The following is a 19742-nucleotide window of genomic DNA, read 5'->3' as shown; positions in this document are numbered from 1 at the left end:
GGCTGGTCGTGAACGCTGTCGTCTTCGCCTTCAGCTCCGATCTCTTCCGTGGTGATCCTCTCTTCTTTCCGTTTCTTGGAAGCGCCTGGGAGCAGGCGAATGCTGGTCCCTGGCGCTTCCGCATGTCGTCGGGTGCAGAATAGCTGCCCTCGTACCTCTTTATCCCCACATGTGATGCATCGCGTGGTGATGCGACATGTCCGGCCCGGCCATCGCGCTATGTGCCGTATTCGACGTGTGGCTGCTGTGATCGTGATGGTGGCTGTGATCGGCGCCGTTGTTGGCCGCCGTGGTCCCCGAAGACGTGCCGGTCGCGCCTCCGCCTGTCGCGCCTCCGGCCGCCGTACCGCCCGCGCCGCCAGCCGCCGCACCTGCGCCACCAGCCGCGGTCGTCCCCGCCGCAGCAGTGCCGCCGGTGCCGTTGGCCAAGTTTGGAGTTGCGGTGACAGGAATGGTGCCGTGCGCGGTGCCCTTGATGGAGGTTGCCGCCGAGACCGTGGTCGCGGTCCCGACATAGGTGCCGCCATTGACGGGGATGTTGTTGCCAGAGACGTCCATCGCATCCGCCGCAAAGCCCTGGCCGGCGGCATTGATCATCGCCTTGTCCGCCGCGAGTGCTGCGCCGGTGTCGCCGTTGAGGATGCCCTGCAGGCCCTTCACCGCCGCGGCCGTATCGGCCTCGAGCGTGCCACTGAGCAGCTCGTTGTCGAAGCGGCCCTGGAACACGGCGCCCTGGGCGGCGTCGAAATTGGCGCCGAACTGCTGGTAGTTCTGGATCTGCGTGATCAGGGCCGCACTCGCCTGCGCACCGCCGGTCGAAATCTTCTGCAGGGTGGCGTTGATGGTGTTGGCCTCGGCCAGGAATGCGGCCCAGAAGTTGGTCTGTGCCTGATTGTCCTGGAACTTGGTGACGGTGCCGGTCAGTCCGCCCGGATCCTCCGCGAAGCCGCCCGCATGTCCAGCAGCGCCGTTGCCGCCGGCCGCCGTGTTCAGGTTAGCGTCGTTCTGAATGATGTCGATGCTGTCGAGCAGATTGTCAGCCGTGCCGCGCAGTGCCGCCTGATTGCCGGTGGTGGAGGCCTGATCATACTTGGTTAGCTGCAGGTTGACCTGCCCAAGCACGGTCTGCAGGTGGATCGTGGTGAGAGCCGCCGCATTGGCGGTCTCGCCAGCCTCGATCTGCGCGAGCTGGGTCTTGTTGTTGAGGATCGCCGTGAGGCCATGTGACACGGCGGTGAAGTCCGCGGTGACCTCGGCGAGGTTGCCGGTGTTGATGCCGCCCGATGCGATCTCGACCGCCTTGTTGAAGACGAGGCCGACATCCTTGAGGGTAGCGCCAGCGGTCGCCGCGGCAAGGCTGGCCGGATCGTCAGCACCAGCCGGGGAGGTCTGGAAGGCAACGTCCTGGCCGCCGGTGTTGGCGAGGAAGGGCACGTTGTTCAGCGCGTTCGCCAGATGCGCGTCGTTGTGGATCTCTCCAAGGATCTCCTGCTGGAGCGCATGAATGGTCTGGCTGGCGGCGGCCTGCGTGGTGGCGTTCGCGAACTGGCCCGCGGCCTGCAGCAGCGTGCCCAATTGGCCCTCGACATTGGTGAGAACCGCCGTGTCGGTGGCGTTCAGCGCGAACGTATGTCCGCCGAGCGTGACCTGGCCCGGATTGGCCAGCATCGCCGCAATGTCGGTCTGCACCGCCGTGATGTCGGCCTGGTAGCTCGTGAGGAAGGCCGGTGAGTTGCCGCTGTTGGCGAGGCTGAAGAGGCCGAGCGAGGCGCGAACCGCATCGTTGAAGACGACGCCGGCCTGCACCAGGTCCGTCGAATGCTGGATCGCGGTGGCACGGGTCAGCAGGTTCGAGGTGCCGTTGGCGAGCGCGGTCGGACTGAAGTTGACCGGCGTGGCGCCACCGCCGCTGCTCGGCGGCGTCGCGGCCGTGCCGCCGGTGCCGTTGGCGATGTTCGGGGTCGCGGTGACCGGGATCGTGCCGTGCGCAAGGCCGTGCACGGAGGTCGCCGTCGAGACCGTGGTGGCCGTGCCGACATAGGTGGCGCCGCCGATCGCGATGTTGTTGCCGGAGACGTCCATGGCGTCAGCGGCGAAGCCCTGTCCGGCAGCGTTGATCGCTGCTTTGTCCGCTGCGAGCGCAGCACCAGTGTCGCCATTCAGAATTCCCTGCAAGCCCTTCACCGCGGCTGCGGAGTCGGCTTCCAGCGTGCCGCTGAGCAGCTCGTTGTCGAAGCGGCCGCGGAAGACGTTGCCCTGGGCGGCGTCGAAATTGGCGCCGAACTGCTGGTAGTTCTGGATCTGTGTGATCAGCGCCGCGCTGGCTTGTGCGCCACCCGTCGAAATCTTCTGCAGCGTTGCGTTGATGGTGTTGGCCTCGGCCAGGAACGCAGCCCAGAAATTGGTCTGCGCCTGGTTGTCCTGGAACTTGGTGACCGTGCCGGTCAATCCGCCGGGATCTTCTGCAAAGCCGCCGGCATGGCCGGGCATGCCGTTGCCGCCGGCTGCCATGTTCAGGTTGGCGTCGTTCTGGATGATGTCGATGCTGTCGAGCAGATTGTCGGCCGTGCCGCGCAAGGCAGCTTGATTACCAGTCGTTTCCGCCTTGGCATATTGGTTGAGCTCGAGGTTGACCTGTCCGAGCACCGTCTGCAGATGGATCGTGGTCAGCGCGGCCGCGTTCGCCGTTTCGCCATTCTCGATCTGCGCGAGCTGGGTCTTGTTGTTCAGGATGTTGGTCAGGCCCTGCGAGATCGCGGTGAGGTCGGTCGTCACCTCCTGCAGGTTCGCAGTGCTGATGCCGCCGGAGGCGAGATCGACCACCTTGTTGAAGACGAGGCCGACGTCCTTGAGGGTGTTGCCTGCCGTCGCGGCAGCCAACGTCGCCGCATCGTCGGCGCCGGCCGGCGTATTCTGGAAGGCGACATCCTGGCCGCCGGTGTTGGCGAGGAAGTTGACCTTGTTGAGCGCGCCGGAGAGATGCGCGTCGCCGTTGATCTCCTGCAGGATCTCCTGCTGCACCGCGTGCAGCGTCTGGTCGGCGGCCGTGATCGTCGCGGCGTTCGTGGTCTGCCCCGCGGCGGTGATCAAGGTCGAGATTTGCGCCTGCACGTTGGTGAGAACGGCGGTGTCGGTCGCATTCAGCGTGAAGGCCTGGCCGCCGAGGGTGACCTGTCCGGCATTGGCGAGCATCGCGGCGATATCGTTCTGCACGGCGTGCAGATCGGTCGTGTAGCTTCCGAGGAACGGGTTGGAGTTGCCGCTGCCGGCTTGCGAGAACAGGCCGAGCGAGGCGCGGACAGCATCGTTGAACACCACGCCTGCCTGGACGAGGTCGGTCGACATGTTGAGCGCGGAAGCACGCACCAGCAGGTTCGACGTTCCGTTGGCCAGGGCCGTCGGGTTGAAGGTGTTATTCGCCATGGATCATCTCTCCCCAAGTTCATCCGACGCCCGGCAGGGCCTCGTACCGAAACTGGCCAGACGATGCGGAACCGCATCGGCCCTGCCGCAGGACGCGCCGCGCGTTCGAACCGCGCCTCACGCCGGTGCGCTGCTGTGTCGCGCGATGTTCTGTCGCGCGCTACTTTGTCGCACCTTCGCTATATGCTCGGAGCAATCGGGCCAAAAAAGGCGTTGGGGAGTCCGCAAATATGTTGTTGTTTGGACATCGCGGATCTGTGACAGATCCGTCGCCATCGCCTGCCAAGTGATTGATTTTCAGTCGCAAGCGCCAAATGCGGGGTGCGGCGATCTGACGCGAACTGCATGTTGTCGTCAAGATGCTGCCTGCATCTCGCCGGTGAGTGGACGGTCTCCGGAAATTGGCCGCAGGGTTCGTCTCGGGCTGTCAGGCCCCAAAGGCGGCTCTTCGGGCGCGGTATTTTCTGGCCTGCGACGTTCGCTTCAACGCGATCGCACCTAGACTGGTGCGAACGACCACCGGTTCGGGGCAGCGAGCGCGGAGTTGAGGGCGTGCGTGGGCGTGTCGGCTGAGCTCGCCGAACTATTGTTCAGGCGGTGGCGGGACCTGGCGCTGTGCGACGAGCGCACTCCTGATCTTCTGCAACAGCGAATTGTAGAGCTGATTCCAGGTCGGATCCTGCCCGTTCGCGTCCAGCCCACGCTTGATCAGGCCGAGGCCCACCCGATAGACGGCAACTGCGCCATCGATGTTGCCGAGAGGAACGAACGCGTCGCCCAGGCTCTGGTAGGACATCGCGAGGGATTGCTGCAGCGACGAATCGTTGGGAGTGGCATTCGCGAGTTGCGTGACGACCGCCGCATTGGAGCGGCGCTGCTCGAAGGCTTCGGCATGGCGGCCCTGGGCCGCGAGCACGTCCGCGAGCAGAGCGTGGCACCATGCGAGATCGCGCTGGAAGCTGGGATTGGTAGGATGGGCCGCCGTCAGCCGACGGACGATGGCGAGACTGGCGGAATAGGCGGCGCATGCGCCGTCGAGATTTCTCTGAACGAACAGCACCGCCCCGATCCGGTTCAAGGCGACCGAGAGATTGCGCTGGAAGCCGGCATTGCCGGGGTCGGCCTGGGTCAAGTACCTGACGATGTCGATGCTCTGCTTGTAGTTCTGCAAGGCGCTGGCCGGATCGCCCGCGGTGACCGTCCGGTCGCCTTCCGCAATCTGAGCGGCGGCCTGATCCAACAATCGGCCGGCAGCTACGGTCACACCGACCGCGAGGCCGCCGCGCGTAACGTCGCCGTGCGGGCGCGCCAGCAGTGCACCAAGCGCAATCGGATCGTCAGCGCCAGCAGGGGCCTGCGGCGGATGTCCCGCCGGCATGCGACCACCCGCCGCCGATTGCCGGGTGGTCGGAGCAGCCGAAAGTGGCATCCGCGGTTGCGGACGCAATCCCTGCCCGAAACCGGGGATCCTGCGTACCATTCCCTCGACCTGTTCGGCCGTGATCAGGCGTGTGCATTCGAACTGCCGCGGCGTGCCCTTCCACCGCGGGCACCAGAGCGCATCCTCATGATCGAAGCGATGACGCGCGTCATTCCAGCAGCTGTTGCAGGCATGATGGTTGATGATGCGATAGGGCGTCGCAAACTCGTTGGTCGGATCGGTGAAGCCGCTGATCAGCACGACGGGTATGCCGACCGCCCAAGCGAGCCATGACAGGCCGGAGGAAAGACCGACGAAGAACGCGGCGTGTCTGAGCCAGCGGGCACGCTCCGGCAGCGGCCGGTCGCCGGTCTGATCCTCGGCCTCGTCGGGAATCTGCGTCCGGAAATCTCCGTGGCTGCGCTCCGCCTTCTGGTCGATGCAGATGACGCGATAGCCGGTCGCCTTGAGAAAGCCGACGAGGTTCTGCCAGCCGTCCGGATTGTTCCAGTGCTTGCATTGCGTGGTCGCCTGCACGGCGATGCAGACATAGGGTTCGGCGATCGGACGGCTGTCCTCGCTGAGCATGACGCGCGGCGGCCGTTCCGCGGGATCGACACCCAGGATTTGCGCGGCGGTGCGGTGCAGGCCGACCTGGCGGAAGTCGCAGGGCTGATAGACCAGCTCGTCGTCGTTGAAGAACAGGGCGACCGAGTAGGTGGCGTAATATCGCTCGGCCTGGATCATCTCGTGCGTGATGAAGGTGACATCCGGATAGGCGTCGCGGAACAGCGGGATGAGCGGCTCCCCGATCGCGCAGGTGAGGCGGCACTGATGCAGTTCCTTGAATTTCACCGCGTAGCTCAACCAGCCGATGGCGTCGCCAATGGTGCCGACCGGAAACTGGATCAGGACGTCGCGTTCCCCGGCGTTGTAGTCGTGGCGCACCAGGAGCTCTTGCCCTGACCAGACCTCGAGCCTGAACGGGACGAAGTAGCGCTTGCTGCTGTTGACGTGTCCTGAGCGCAGCTCGATGTCGAAAAGGACGTTGGCAGTTTCGAGATCGCTCAACCGGACGCGCCAAGCCTGACCGTTGTCGGGCAGCATGACCCGGCAGCCGTCGTTGAAGTCGAAGCGAAGGCCCTGCGGCCCGGCCTGCGTCGGTACGGTCGATGGCGGCGGCAACCGCGGCTTGTTCGGGCGATCGGGCGCGTTGCTCCGAACGTCCGGCTGGGCGTCGGCTTGCGGTGTGGCGACTGTCGGCACCATCGTCGGATCGGAGGCGCGGGGAAGGTTTGCAACGTTCATGCGGCGGGTGCAGTCTGCGTCCGCCGCGAGCGAGGTCGCAGACCGCGGCTTGTCAGTCTTGTTACTCCACGAAGGCGCGGCGCCACTGATCGAGGACGGGCTTCATCAGATAGCTGAGCATCGTGCGGCTGCCGGTCTGGACATACACCTCGGCCTGCATACCGGGCATCAAATTGACGCTGCCGAGCCGCTTCCGCTCCTCGTCGGACAACGTGACCCTGACCGTGTAGAAGGTCGAGCCCGTGCGCTGATCGTTGGTGGTATCGGGCGACACGAACGAGACCTGACCGCTCACCTTGGGCGTGGTGTGCTGATTGAATGCGTTGAAATGGACCAGCGCGTCCTGGCCGGTGTGGATGTGATCGATATCCTTCGGCTGCACGTGCGCTTCCAGTTGCAGCTCGTCCGAGTCGGGAACGAGCTCCATGATGGTTTCGCCTGGCTTGATCACGCCGCCGATGGTGTGAACCGCGAGCTGGTGGATGGTGCCGGAGTTCGGCGCGCGCATCTCGATTCGGTCCAGCTGGTCGCGTGCGGCGACACTCTTCTCGACCAGGTCGCCTTCCTTGGCCTGCGCATCGCCGAGATCCTTGACCACCTCGCTGCGGAAGTCCTGATCGATCTTGACGGTCTGCAACTCTGCTTCGCTGATCTTGGACTTGGTTTCGGCAACGCTCGACACCAACTGGCCGCGTTCGCCGTCGATTCGTGCCGCTTCCCGCTGCAGCGTCGTCAGTCGCGTCAACGGAACGAGGCGCTTGTCGTAGAGGTCCTGAACGCCCGCCAGCTCACCCTTGATCAGATCGATCTGCTTGTTCTTCGAATCGAGCTGGGATTCCATGCCGCTGATCTCGTTGTTCAGCTGGACGATACGCCCTTGCAGGAGCTCCTTCTGGCTCTTGCGGGTGATCGCACGAGCCTTGAACAGCGCGTTCTCCGAGGCGATGACCGCGCGCACGTTTGGGTCGTCGGTCCGCGACGTCAGTGTTGTCGGATAGTCCGGCTGATCGAGGACGTCGCGCTCCGCTGAAAGCCGCGCGATCTTGGCGCGCTGTTCGTTCAGCTGCTTGGTGATCGCCTGCAGCTGGGCCTGGCTCTGTGTCCCATCGAGCCGCACCAGCAGATCGCCGGCGGCCACGCGCTTGCCATTGTCGACCTTGATTTCCGCGACGATGCCGCCGGTCGGGTGCTGGATCGCCTTGACGTTGGATTGCACGACCAGATTGCCGGGGACGACGACAGCGCCGGCGAGCGGCACCAGGGTCAGCCAGCCGCCGCCGAAAACTGCCGCGATGAGCAGGACGCGCAGGCCCAGGCGCAGTTCGTTCTCGAACATGCGGCCGACGCGCGGAACGAGCGATTCGTCCGAATCGTCGTCGAGATCTGCCGCGGTCCCTTGCGCGGCGATGAAGGTCATGCCCGTGGTCAATGCGGTGCCGGCGGTGCCGACCAGGCGGCCGACCCGGGTCTGCGGAACGACAGGCGCATGCATCACGCGGGCAGGGAGGTTCTGTGCCATCGCGCGGGGCGCGTTGCCGCCGAAATCGCCCTCGCGTCGCGCATCCCTGAGATCCAGGAGGGGCGCCGCGTTGTTGCTCGGCACGCGCGCAGGCACGTTCCGCGGTGGCGGCGACAGCTCCGGCTCGTAGCCGCGCATCGGCGCCGGGCGTTGCCAGTCCATCTCCCGGATGCCTTCGCCGCGGCGCGCCTTGGGCGCTGGGGTACCGAGACCGAACAGCGACAACGACACGTCGAGAGCACGTCCCATCGTGCTGCCTTTCTTCTTGCGCGGCTTAACTCGGGCTTGCGACGGCGGCGGACGCCGGCGCTTCTTGCCGCCGTCGCGCGCGCCGCGGCGCTGCCGCGGGTCTTCGTCCGAGCCGTCGTCGAAGGCGCCCTGCAACCGCTGCAGTTCGAGAATCAGGGCATCGCCCTGCGGACCGACGGCGCGAGTCTTCGGTCGCACATAGTCTTCGTCATCGAACGGCCTGAAGTCATTGATGTGTTTCATTGATCAAGCGCTTTCTGCTGGGGCGGCGCGACGAAGCGTTCGGGCGTTCGGATTCGGAGGCGCTGTGGGACCAGCAACCCTTGGGGCAGCGGCGGCGTGCGTGACGGCCGGTCCAGCAGGGGGCTTGGCGCCGGCGACGCGGGCAAAGATCTCCTGGCAGGGACCGAATGCGATCGCCTTCCCCTCGTAGAGCACCAGCGCCATGTTGAGCGAATTCAGTGCGCTGGGACGATGTGAGATGACGATCACAATGCTCTGGTTCTGCTGCCGCATGATCTGGATGGCGCGGCTCAGGGCATTCTCGCCGTCGGTGTCCAGATTCGCATTCGGCTCGTCGAGCACGATGAGGAACGGATCGCCATATACCGCGCGGGCAAGACCGACGCGCTGGCGCTGACCGGCCGACAGCGACATGCCGCCCTGGCCGATTCGCGTCGCGTAGCCCTCCGGCAGGCGCAGGATGATGTCGTGCACGCCTGCGATCTGCGCCGCCTTGAGGATCGCATCCGAGCTCGCATTCTCGTCGAAGCGGCAGATGTTGTCGGCGATGCTGCCGTCGAACAGCGCGACGTCCTGCGGCAGATAGCCGATATGGCGTCCGAGATCCTCGTTGTGCCACTGGTCGAGCGCGGCACCATCGAGGCGGACCGTGCCATTGAGCGCGGGCCAGATTCCGACCAGCGCCTTCGACAGCGACGTCTTGCCGGAGGCGCTCGCGCCGAGCAGGGCGAGACCGGTGCCGGCCTTGATCGAGAACGACACGTTTTGAACGATCGGCCGATCCGTGCCCGGCGCTGCGACCGTCAGCTCCTGCACGGTCAGCTCGCGGAACGGCCGCGGCAACGCGACCGGAGGCGCTTCCGGCTTCGCGGTCGCCTTGCAGATGTCGCGCAGACGCGCGATGCCCTGACGCGCGGCGACCAGCTGTTTCCAGCTGCCGAGTGCGATCTCGATCGGCGCGAGCGCGCGCCCCATCAGGATCGACGACGCCATCATCACGCCGCCCGACGCCTGCTCGGAGACGACGAGCGCCGCGCCGATGCCGAGCATGCCCGACTGCAGGATGAAGCGCAGGACCTTCGCGGCCGCGCCGAGATTGGCGTAGACGTCGCTGGCGCGGATATTGTCCTTCAGATAACGCTCGTTGACGGCATTCCAGCGCGCTGCGAAGCGATCGGACATTCCGAGGGCGCGAATCACCTCGGCGTTGCGCTGGGTGGCATCGGCAAGAACCTGGCGCGCGGCGCTGGTGTCGCTGGCGGATTTGCTCGCCTGGCGCGACAGCCGATCGGTCACGAGCGTCATCGAGATGATGCCCACCGTGCCGATGACCGCGGTGATGCCGATCAGCGGATGAAACAGGAACATGCCGATCAGGAAGATCGGAATCCATGGCATGTCCAGGAACGCGGTCGGTCCCATGCTCGACATGAAGGCGCGCAGCTGGTCGAGATCGCGCAGCGGCTGCTGCATCAGCATCGGCTTGGTGCCGCGCAGGGGCAGGGTGGCCAGAGCGTGGTGAATCGCGTCCTGCAGGCTAGCATCGAACACGGTGGCGACCCGGCACAGCATGCGGGTGCGCAGCGCGTCGAAATAGCCCTGAATGAGATAGACGGCGAGGATCATGACCGACAGACCGATCAGCGTCGCGAGATTCTTGCTCGGAACGACGCGGTCGTTGACCTGCATCATATAGACGGAGCCCGACAGCATCAGGATGTTGATGACGCCGCTGAACACGCCGATGCCGGCCATGCGTTTGACAGCCTGGCGCAATCCGCGCGTCACGGGATCGTCGCTTCCCGAGATAAGGTCAGTTAAGGCAGCCGCAGCTTTCATTCGCGGGCGGTCTTGAGCCAGACTCATCCAGGCGCGTCTCCCAAAGGACAGTGCTTCAATCAGCGCTATTGACAGTCGATGCCGACGAATTTCCGGCAACAATGAGACATACGGCCCTTTCTGTCGCAGCATCGCAGGTACGAAACGGCCGACAGGCGTGATGCGCCGGACCGGCAACAAGTAAAGTGCGGCATCGTTCGTGGCGGTCAATGCCGTCCGAAATCCATTTGCGTTCGTCGATAGTTGCTGCGTGAAGACGATGCCTTGCGCGTACAGCGCGTCATACATTCGTCTGTCTATCACCTTGCTTCTGCACTCATTGGCCGCGGTCCGGGCCGAATGACGCCACGAAGACGAATAAATCTTCCTGCGGTGCAACGCACATGCGTTGTCATCTCGATCATGCGGTATTCGATGGTGGTGCGGAGAACGACCATGACGACAGCGGCAACACACCGACATGAGGCTCCGCGCACCAGCCCGAGAAACGCAATCAACATGGTCGGCCATCACGGACAGCGATGTGTTCTGTCATCGAACACGAGGCCTCCGTGGATCCAGCAATCAGTCTGACGGCGACGGTCGACAGAGCAGCAGGGGAGGATGAAGCGCGTCAGTTTGCGCGCGATCCGAGTAACCCGTCACCGGCTCGGGGGCGCAACGACTGATCAATCACGCGCGATCCAAGCGGTCGCGCACAAACGTAGCGGGGCAACGATCGGCATGGAGGACGGCGCTGCCTGCGCCGATGTCAGACGAAAGAGTTGCTCACTGAGAGTATCCGGGGGACGACGAGTTGTTGGACTACATCACCATCGGGACGCGTGATGCGGAAATAGATTCGGGTCGAGAACCGGCCTGCAGGGGTGCCTATTCGGCCGTGCTGCATCGGATCGATCCGCTGAGACGAAATTCGGTCGCCGGGTCGGCGGTGAACCGCGCCGATTGCGTGCGCGCATGTCGGGAGGCGCACGCATGAAGATTCGCAAGACCGACTATGGAACGATCATTCTGCACTGGACGCTGGTTGGAGCCACGGTGATCGCGTTCATGACGGGGCTTCGCATGGCAACCGAAGCACCGGGCCATGCCTGGATCGCCAACAATCTCGATTGGCTGCTGCCGCGACATCGCACCTGGACCTGGCACATGCCTGCGGGCGTCGTGCTTGCAAGCGTCGCCGTCGCCTACATGATCTATATCTCGAAGTCCGGGCTCGGCCGCCGTGTCACCGTCGACAAGATGCGGTTCAAGGGCCTGCTCGGCCGTCGGCCGGCGCGGCTGGGCTCGATCAGCGTGATGCTGCACTGGGTGCTGTTCATCGCCATGGCGATCTTGATCGTCACCGGCGGCATGCTGTTCTTCGGCGTGGCGTCCGGTTACGTCACGATGATGATCCACTGGTACGCGACCTGGGTCATTCCTGCCTTCGTGGTGATGCACATCCTGGTTCACTTCAGCATCGGCGGAAAGATGCAGCTCTATCGCGTGTTCCGTCCGGCGCCGCTGCCGCCGCCGCCGCCGAAGCTCGACCCCGTCGAGCTGCTCACGATGCTAGTCGAGCAGTCGGAGAAGCTCGAGGAGGCGGAGGCGCCTCCGAAGAAGCCGGCGCCTGCTGCGCGGCCTGCAGCGCGCGAGCCGATGCCGGCGCCGCGGCGCATGGAGGAGCCGATGCGGGGGCGGTCCGAGCAGCGCATGCCGCCGGGCCGGATGCGTCCGCCGCCGGCCCCGTCGAAAGGCAATTCGCGCCGCCGCAATCCGAGCTTTCAGGCCAATCCGTTCGTCGTAGCTACGGCGGCGGCGATCGTCATCGGCTCTGCCATGTTTGCCGCCGACTACTACGCCGAGGACACCGTCACGGTGTATCGGATCGCCACCTCGGACGCGCCAACGCTCGATGGCGATTCGTCGGATCGCGTCTGGCGCAACATCCAGCCGCATATGGTCACGACCAACCAGGGCGACAATTTCGATGGCACGGGCGAATCGCGCGTCTGGATCAAGGCGGCCCATGACGGGACCTGGGTCTACTTCCTCGTCATCTGGGAGGACCCGACCCGATCGCTGAAGCAGCTGCCGCTGATCAAGAAGGCCGATGGCTGGCATCTGCTGCAGAACGGCTTCGACAAGGGCGACGAGAACGACTTCAACGAGGACAAGTTCTCGATGCTGTTCACGACGCTGCCGATCACCCTGGCCGCCGACCGAACCTTCCACATGAGCTCGCAGCCGATGCCGGACAAGCCGGCGACACTCTCGGGTCGAGGGATTCACTACACGCCGGCGCCGAACCTCTATGCCGACGCCTGGCTGTGGAAGGCGACGAGCGGCGGTCCGACCGGGTGGATGGATGACGACCATTTCGGCCCTCCGGCCGAGCCGACGCCGGATCAGGTCAAAGGGCTCACGCCGTACAAAGGAGGATTCGCGCCGGATCCGGGCACGGCGAACTATTCGGACAATTTCGTGATCGACAGGGAGGCTGCCAGGCTGGGAAATCGGGGCGTGAGACCGAAGCGCCTTCCGAAGGACGTTGGTGCGATGACGGCGGCGATGGGTGAGATCAACCTCGATCCGAACATCGGCGAGAGTGAAGGTGCGCGCTGGTTCATGACGGAGGCCGAATCGGTGCCGTATTCCGCCGAAGCCGACGCGCAAACGCCGATCGGGACGGTCGTGCCCGGGGTTTTGATCAGCGGCGAGTTCACCGGCGACCGCGCCGACATCCGTTGTGCGGCCCGCTGGGCCGCGGGCCACTGGACGCTCGAAATTGCCCGCAAATTGGACACGAAAAGCAAATACGACGTTCCGATCAAGAACGGTGTCTTCATGCGCGTCGCGGCTTTCGACCACACCCAGATCCGACATACGAGGCAGATCCGGCCGATGCGACTTGAGGTGCAGTGATGGGTAAGATTTGCAAAATCCAGTACAACAGGGAAACGTTCTACGCGAACGTAGGCGATATCCTGCTCGACGGCGCCATCAACAGCGGCGTGGATCTGCCCCATGACTGCCGCAGCGGAATCTGCGGATCCTGCAAAGTGACTGTCGTCGATGGCAAGCTGTTCGGCGGCATGGAAGGCGACATGGCGCATGCGTGCCAGGCACGTGTCGTATCGGATCTGAAGATCATCACCGAGCCGGTGCCGGACACCGTGACGATGAATTGCGAGGTCGGCGATCTCGTGCGGCTCGCGCCCGACGTCGTCGGTGTCACCCTCGAGATGCCGAAGCCGTTGCGTTTCTTCCCTGGGCAATACGCCAAGGTTCAGTACCGCGGGTTTCCGACGCGCTGCTACAGCCCGACCTATCCGATGGTCGGCGCGCCCGACAGCCATCTGCTTTATCTGCACATCCGCATCCTGAAGGATGGCCTGGTGTCGTCGGCGCTCGGCCGCGACATTCAGGTCGGCCACCGCGTCAAGCTGACGGCCCCGCTTGGCACCGCATTTTTCAGGCAGAAGCACCGCGGGCGTATGATCCTGGTCGCGAGCGGTACCGGCTTCGCGCCGATGTGGGCGATCGCAGTCGCCGCCATCACCGAGAACCCGAAGCGCGAGATCGTCTTCATCGTCGTGTCGCGCACGCTGCAGTCGTTCTACATGCATCAGGCGCTGTGCCGGCTGGCGCGCTTCCCGAACGTGAAGATCATCCCGATCGTGTCGGAGCCGCAGAACGTCTCGCCGGCGATTCGCAGCGGCCGGCCGACCGAGCACATGCCGGAGCTTACGCCGAACGACATCGTCTACACCTGTGGTGCGCCGGCAATGACCGAAGCTATCGCCAAGATGTCGCGCGCAGCCGGTGCAAAGTGCCATTGCGATCCGTTCGTCTCGTCGGCGCAACCTTCGGAGACGAGTGGCGGTCTCATGGATCGGCTCGTCGGCTGGCTCGATAGCCAGCGCGGCCGTCCGGCCATGTTCCAGCCGGCGGAATGAGATCATCGCGGCCGGTGTGCGCGGCCGCTCTATCCTGATCGTCAGCCCGCGACGAAGGCGAGCAGGGTGCCGGTGGCTGACGCTGGCGGCACGACGATACTCGCCCCGCTGCGCACAGAAGCTGCGCCAAGGGCCTTTTCAGTGGTGGCCAGGTCATGCGACGCCAGCACGAGGCCGACGCCGCCGCGCTCGGGCAGGCCAGCGAGCGACACGCCGGGATAGCGCGCCGCGAGCTGGTCCCGTGTGAGGAACACGAAATCGGCGCGGTCGCCGCCGGAGGCGACCGTTACGGCGCCGTCAGCTTCACTCCGCCCCTCGCAATCGATCAGGCGCGATAGATGCGCTGCATCCTTGGCCGGGTCCGGCGTCACGATCAGCGCCTGCTTCAATTGCTTGGCGGCGTTGGCGTGGGTCATCAGCTCCGGAATCCACACGGTCTCGCGCGTCTTGTGCTGGCAGGCAAAGATGCGCAGGCCACCGGGCGCCTCCGCAACCGGCCATTGAAAGACGCGGAATTTTGCGGCCGAGATCGTGCCGTCGGGCAGCGGCACCGGACGTTCGAAGTCGATCGGCCCGATCGGCTCGAACCCATGGCTGCGAATTTCCTCGGCGCCGGCCGCGGAATCGATCGCCGTGAAGGCGATGCGCTCGATGCCTTCGCCGCGCTGCGCGAGGAAATTGCGCGTCGGGACGTTGTGGTCGGTCTCGGCGAGAATACCGAGCAACTCGATGTAATCCGGATCGAGCATGATGGTGTAATTGCCCGACCCCATCTTGGCGCTGTGGGTGCCGCGCGGCGACAGCGTGAAGCCGAGACGCTTCCAGGTCTCGGCCGCCGCGTCGAGATCCTTCACCACGACGACCGCGTGATCGATACCGATGACATTCTTGAGGGCCACGCGTTTGTCTCCTTGCAGCGAACTTGGCATATTGGCGGCCGAACTATGCCCAATCGACCCATGCGCCGCAACCGGCGCGGACGGCCCTCGGGCGCAAGGCAAAATCGATCTCCATTGCGGCGGTCGACCAGCAAGGATGAGCTGTCCCCGATGAGCACGACGACAGATGACGTTCGATGGCCGCCTTCCTTGTGGGTGGCCCAGACCCCGCCTGGACCTGATCTGCCGATGCTGCGGGGCAGCGCGCAGGCGGATGTCGTCATCATCGGTGGCGGCTTCACCGGCCTGTCGACCGCGCTGCATTTGCGCGAAGCGGGCACGGACGTTGCGATCGTGGAGGCGATGGAGCCGGGCTGGGGCGCGTCCGGCCGGAACAATGGCCAGGTGATTCCGACACTGTCCCGTCCAGATCCCGATGATCTCATCGCGCGCCACGGCGTGGCCGGCGAGCGCTTCGTCACCATGCTGCGCGATAGTGCACAGAACCTGTTCGATACCGTGCGGCGCTACGGAATCGAGGCTGAGCACGAGCAGACCGGCTGGGTGCAGCCGGTGCATTCGCCAGGGCGGATCAGGATCGCCGAGCGCCGCTTCAAGCAGTGGTCGAAGTTCGGCGCTCCCGTCGAGCTGTTGTCGCGCGATCAGGCGCGTGAGATGCTCGGATCGGACGCATGGCATGGCGGATTCTGGAACAGGACCGGCGGACACATCAATCCGCTGGCGCTGGCACGTGGTCTGGCGCGAACGGTGCTGGGCCTCGGCGGGCGCATCTATGCGCGCTCTCCGGTGATCGATTTCGCAAGGCGCGGTGATCGCTGGGTCGTCCGCACGGCACAGGGTGAGCTGTCGGCGCGTGCGCTGGTGCTGGCCAGCAATGCCTATAGCGGCGAGTTCTCCAAGGCGCTCGCACCTGATATCGCGCATGAGGTGATGCCGGTGCTGTCCTGGCAGATGGCGACGCAGCCGCTGTCGGACAATGTGCGCAAGACGATCATCCCGGCGCGGCAGGCGATGTCCGATACGCACGGCGAACTCTATTTCGCCCGCTATGATGCGCGCAACCGGCTGGTGACCGGTGGCGCCGTGATCGGTCCCGGCAACAAGGCTGAGCGCTTGAAGGCACGCGTCGGCGAGCGCCTTCAACGTCTATGGCCGCAGATCGGAGAAGTCAGGTTCGACTACGTCTGGAACGGCTATGTCGGCATGACCACGGACTACATGCCGCGTATCCATCGCCTAGGTCCCGATGCCTATGGCTGGACCGGCTGCAATGGGCGCGCTGTGGCGCTGACGATCCCGCTCGGCGCCGAGCTTGCAAAAGCGGTTCGCGGTGCGCCGGCAAACGAGCTCGCCCTGCCGTTCACCGAACCGGTGACCATTCCCGCGCATGCGCTGCTGCGGCCGTTCGCGCCGCTGATGCTGCTGCTGTACCGCTACCGCGACGCCCGCGAGATCGCCTAGGGATCAAGCATGCGCCGTCCGGGCGAAATCGCCGCCCGGGATGGCTTCGAGCAGGGCCTGCGTGTAGGGATGCTCTGGGCTGCCGAACACGTCATGCGTGAGACCGTGCTCGACGACGACGCCGTCCTTCATGACCGCAACCAGATCGCAGATCTGCGCCGCGACCCTCAGGTCGTGCGTGATGAAGATGATCGACAGGCCCAGCCGCTCGCGTAGGCCGGTGAGCAGCCTCAAGACCTGCGCCTGCACCGAGACGTCGAGTGCGGATACCGGCTCGTCCGCGACCAGCACGGCAGGCTTCAGCGCGAGGGCGCGCGCCAGGCCGATGCGCTGGCGCTGGCCGCCGGAGAATTCGTGCGGGAAGCGATCGGCAGCGGAGGGGTCGAGACCCACCAGGCTGAACAGGTCGCGCGCCTCCGTCAGCGCCTGGTCGCGGGGCGTGCCATGCACGATCGGCCCCTGGGCCACGAGCTCGACCGCCTTGCGACGCGGGTTCAGCGAGGCATACGGATCCTGGAACACCATCTGCATCCGCTGCGTTCGCTCCCGGATCGCGCGGCGCGACAAGCGGGCCCAGTCCTCGCCGTCCAGCAGAACCGATCCGGCGTCCGGATCGATCAGGCGAATGATGCAGCGGGCGAGGGTGGATTTGCCGGAGCCGGACTCGCCGACGATACCGAGCGTCGCGCCCTTCGGCAGCGTGAGCGAGACGTCCTTGACGGCGTGTGTCACGCGCTCGCCGCGGCCGAGGAAACCACCTGTCCGATAGGTTTTGACGAGACCGGACAACTCAAGAATCGCCTGCTCCGACAGCTTGCGCGGCGGCGGCGCAGCGACGGGCGGCACCGCGGCGATCAGCTGCTGCGTGTAGGCGTGCTGCGGCTTGCGCAGCACGTCGATCGCGGGGCCGTGCTCGACGATGACGCCATGCTGCATCACGACGACGCGGTCGGCGATCTCCGCGACGACGCCGAAATCATGGGTGATGAAGAGCACCGCGGTCCTGCGCCGCTGCTGCAATTCGCGGATCAGCTTGAGAATCTGCGCCTGCGTCGTCACGTCGAGCGCGGTGGTCGGCTCGTCCGCGATCAGGAGCTTTGGATCGAGCGCCAAGGCCATGGCGATCATCGCGCGCTGGCGCTGGCCGCCGGACAATTCGTGCGGATAGGCTTTTGCGGCCCGTGGAGGATCGGGGATGTGGACGTCGGCCAACAGCGACAGCACCCGCGACCTGATCTCGGCGTTGCCAAGATCAGTGTGAATGTCCAGCACCTCGCCGATCTGATCGCCGATCGTGCGCAGCGGATTGAGCGCGGTCATCGGCTCCTGGAACACCATCGCGATGTCGGCGCCGCGAATGCTGCGCATCTCGGCGGCCGAGGCGGTGCAGAGATCGCGGCCGCAGAACAGGATGCGCCCGCCGTCGGTGGTCACGCCCTCCGGCAGCAGCCGCATGATGGCATTGGCCATCATCGACTTGCCGGAGCCGGATTCGCCGACGATGCAGACGATCTCGTTTTCGGCGATCGACAGCGAGACCTCGGAAATCGCGTGGGTGCGGTCGGCGCCCTTGGGCAGGCGAACGCTCAGGCGGTCGACGTCGAGAATGGGATCTGTCGAACTCATCGCTGCTTCAGCCGCGGGTTCAGTGCATCATTGAGGCCCTGGCCGACCAGCGACACCGCGAGCACGGTGACCAGGATGGCGACGCCGGGGATGGCCGAGACGTACCATTGCACGCGCAGCACGTCGCGTCCGAGGCCGATCAGGTTGCCCCAGGAGGCGACGTTGGCGTCGGATAGCCGCAGGAAGGCGAGCGCGCTTTCCAGGAGGATGGCGACCGCCATCACGACGCCGGCATAGACGATGACGGGCGGCAGCGCATTCGGCAGGATCTCGCCCAGGATCAGCTGTGCGTCGCGCATGCCTAGCGTGCGGCCGGCCTGGACGAATTCGCGGCTGCGCAACGACAGGAATTCCGCCCGCGTCAGCCGCGCCGGCGCAGGCCAGGAAACGATGCCGACCGCGATAGTCACCGTCGTCAATGTCGAGCCGAACACCGCGACCAGCACCAGCAGCAGCACGAAGTTCGGCAAGGTCTGGAAGGCTTCGGTCATTCGCATCAGGATGTTGTCGATCCATCCGCCGTAGTAGCCGGCGAGCGCTCCGACCATGACGCCGATCGTAACCGCGATCAGCGTGGCGACGCCGCCGATCAAGAGCGAGATGCGGGCGCCGTGGAAGATCTGAGCCGCGATGTCGCGGCCCGAATTGTCGGTGCCGAGCAGGAAGCGTGGATTGGCGAAGGGCCAGATCAAGGGCCGGCCGGCGAGCGCGAGCGGATCGCGCGGATAGAGATAGCCGGCGCTGATCGCCATGCCGACGACGATCAGCAGCAGGATCAGGCCGAGCACCGCGGCAGGACTGCGGAAATAGCGTTTCACGGCATCCATGCGCTAGCTCTCGGCCGTGATGCGCGGGTCGAGCCGCGCGTAGAGCAGGTCGGTGATGAAGTTGACCAGGATCACCAGCAGCGCCGAGACGAAGACGATTCCGAGCAGCGTGTTGAGATCACGCTGAACGACGGACTCGTAGGCGAGGCGCCCCAGGCCGGGCAGCGAGAACACGGTCTCGACGATGACCGAGCCGCCAAGCATGGTGCCCGCCTGCAATCCGATCAGCGTGACCATCGGCAGCAGCGCATTACGCAGGACGTGGCGGGTGATGATGCGGGTCTCGTCGAGGCCCTTGGCGCGCGCGGTACGCACGTAGTCGAGGTTGAGCACCTCGAGCATCGAGGCGCGCATGATGCGCAGATAGATGGCCAGAAAGATTAGGCCGAGCGTCAGCGACGGCAGTACGAGATGGCTCGCGATATCGAGCACGCGCCAGATGCCGGTCCTGACGGCGCCGATATCCTCGAATCCGCCGGCCGGCAGCCATTGCAGATAGATCGAAAATACCACGATCGCCATCAGGCCAAACCAGAACGAGGGCGTGGCGTAGAAGATCAGACCGAATGTCGAGATCAAGGTATCCGGCCATCGGTTGACGCCGCGCGCGGCGATCACCCCGAAGACGAGGCCGAAGAAGAACGCAAACGACAGCGAAGAGGCCATCAGCAGCAGGGTCGGCGGCAGCCGTTCCAGGATCACGGAGGCAACAGGCTTGCCATAGATCGCGGAGAAGCCGAGATCGAGCCGCACCAGCCGCCACAAATAGTTCGCGAGCTGCATCGGGATCGAGAGGTCCAGCCCGTAGAAGCGGCGTAGCTCGCGCGCGGTCGCGGCATCGCCGCCGCCCATCTGCGCCATCATCGCGTCGACCGTATCGCCCGGCGCGAACTGCAGCAGGAGAAAGACGCCGATCAGGATCAGGAACAAAGTCGGGATGGAGGCGGCTAATCGCCGCCCCGCAAGGCTCAGGATGCGCATGGCCTC

At 65.2% G+C, this 19742-nt stretch carries 11 protein-coding genes; 3 read left to right on the top strand and 8 right to left on the bottom strand.

Going from position 1 to position 19742, the window contains the following annotated elements; genetic code table 11:
- Nucleotides 1-159: 159 nt before the first annotated feature.
- The 4 genes from S58_RS38175 to S58_RS19550 form a co-directional block, all read right to left on the bottom strand.
- Nucleotides 160-3423 carry a beta strand repeat-containing protein gene (locus S58_RS38175; RefSeq protein WP_015667095.1) on the bottom strand — a complete coding sequence of 1088 codons (3264 nt, stop codon included), beginning with the start codon at nucleotides 3421-3423 and terminating at the stop codon, nucleotides 160-162.
- Between the two features lie 583 nt (nucleotides 3424-4006).
- On the bottom strand, nucleotides 4007-6151 hold the full coding sequence (locus tag S58_RS19560) for an autotransporter strand-loop-strand O-heptosyltransferase (RefSeq protein ID WP_015667094.1): 2145 nt from the start codon (nucleotides 6149-6151) through the stop codon (nucleotides 4007-4009).
- A gap of 61 nt (nucleotides 6152-6212) precedes the next feature.
- Nucleotides 6213-8162 carry an HlyD family type I secretion periplasmic adaptor subunit gene (locus tag S58_RS19555; protein WP_015667093.1) on the bottom strand — a complete coding sequence of 650 codons (1950 nt, stop codon included), beginning with the start codon at nucleotides 8160-8162 and terminating at the stop codon, nucleotides 6213-6215.
- A 3-nt stretch (nucleotides 8163-8165) separates the two neighbouring features.
- On the bottom strand, nucleotides 8166-10001 hold the full coding sequence (locus tag S58_RS19550; protein WP_377812167.1) for a type I secretion system permease/ATPase: 1836 nt from the start codon (nucleotides 9999-10001) through the stop codon (nucleotides 8166-8168).
- Nucleotides 10002-10976: 975 nt separating this feature from the next.
- On the opposite strand from S58_RS19550, the gene S58_RS19545 reads away from it, so the two are divergent.
- Nucleotides 10977-12908 carry an ethylbenzene dehydrogenase-related protein gene (locus S58_RS19545; protein WP_015667091.1) on the top strand — a complete coding sequence of 644 codons (1932 nt, stop codon included), beginning with the start codon at nucleotides 10977-10979 and terminating at the stop codon, nucleotides 12906-12908.
- On the top strand, nucleotides 12908-13942 hold the full coding sequence (locus tag S58_RS19540; RefSeq protein WP_015667090.1) for a 2Fe-2S iron-sulfur cluster-binding protein: 1035 nt from the start codon (nucleotides 12908-12910) through the stop codon (nucleotides 13940-13942). Before S58_RS19545 ends, S58_RS19540 begins: the two co-directional genes overlap by 1 nt.
- A gap of 41 nt (nucleotides 13943-13983) precedes the next feature.
- Here S58_RS19540 and S58_RS19535 read toward each other — a convergent pair whose 3' ends face one another.
- Nucleotides 13984-14841, bottom strand: a complete 858-nt coding sequence (locus S58_RS19535; RefSeq protein WP_015667089.1) for a VOC family protein — start codon at nucleotides 14839-14841, stop codon at nucleotides 13984-13986.
- Nucleotides 14842-14991: 150 nt separating this feature from the next.
- Between S58_RS19535 and S58_RS19530 the strand changes: the two genes are divergently transcribed.
- Entirely contained in the window at nucleotides 14992-16302 is a 1311-nt protein-coding gene (locus tag S58_RS19530) for an NAD(P)/FAD-dependent oxidoreductase (RefSeq protein ID WP_042340819.1), read from the top strand.
- Nucleotides 16303-16305: 3 nt separating this feature from the next.
- Here the strand turns inward: S58_RS19530 and S58_RS19525 are convergent, their stop codons facing one another.
- From S58_RS19525 to S58_RS19515, 3 genes are read right to left on the bottom strand one after another with little or no spacing between them, the layout of a single operon-like run.
- Nucleotides 16306-17928, bottom strand: a complete 1623-nt coding sequence (locus tag S58_RS19525; protein WP_015667087.1) for an ABC transporter ATP-binding protein — start codon at nucleotides 17926-17928, stop codon at nucleotides 16306-16308.
- On the bottom strand, nucleotides 17925-18755 hold the full coding sequence (locus S58_RS19520; protein WP_015667086.1) for an ABC transporter permease: 831 nt from the start codon (nucleotides 18753-18755) through the stop codon (nucleotides 17925-17927). The genes S58_RS19525 and S58_RS19520 overlap by 4 nt, the downstream gene beginning before the upstream one ends.
- Before the next feature lie 3 nt (nucleotides 18756-18758).
- On the bottom strand, nucleotides 18759-19736 hold the full coding sequence (locus S58_RS19515) for an ABC transporter permease (RefSeq protein ID WP_015667085.1): 978 nt from the start codon (nucleotides 19734-19736) through the stop codon (nucleotides 18759-18761).
- Between the last annotated feature and the right edge of the window lie 6 nt (nucleotides 19737-19742).

Origin of the sequence: Bradyrhizobium oligotrophicum S58, assembly GCF_000344805.1 — a bacterium.
Lineage (GTDB): Bacteria > Pseudomonadota > Alphaproteobacteria > Rhizobiales > Xanthobacteraceae > Bradyrhizobium > Bradyrhizobium oligotrophicum.
Note: the sequence above shows the minus strand (reverse complement) of the source record. Positions and strands in the feature narration are given on the sequence as shown.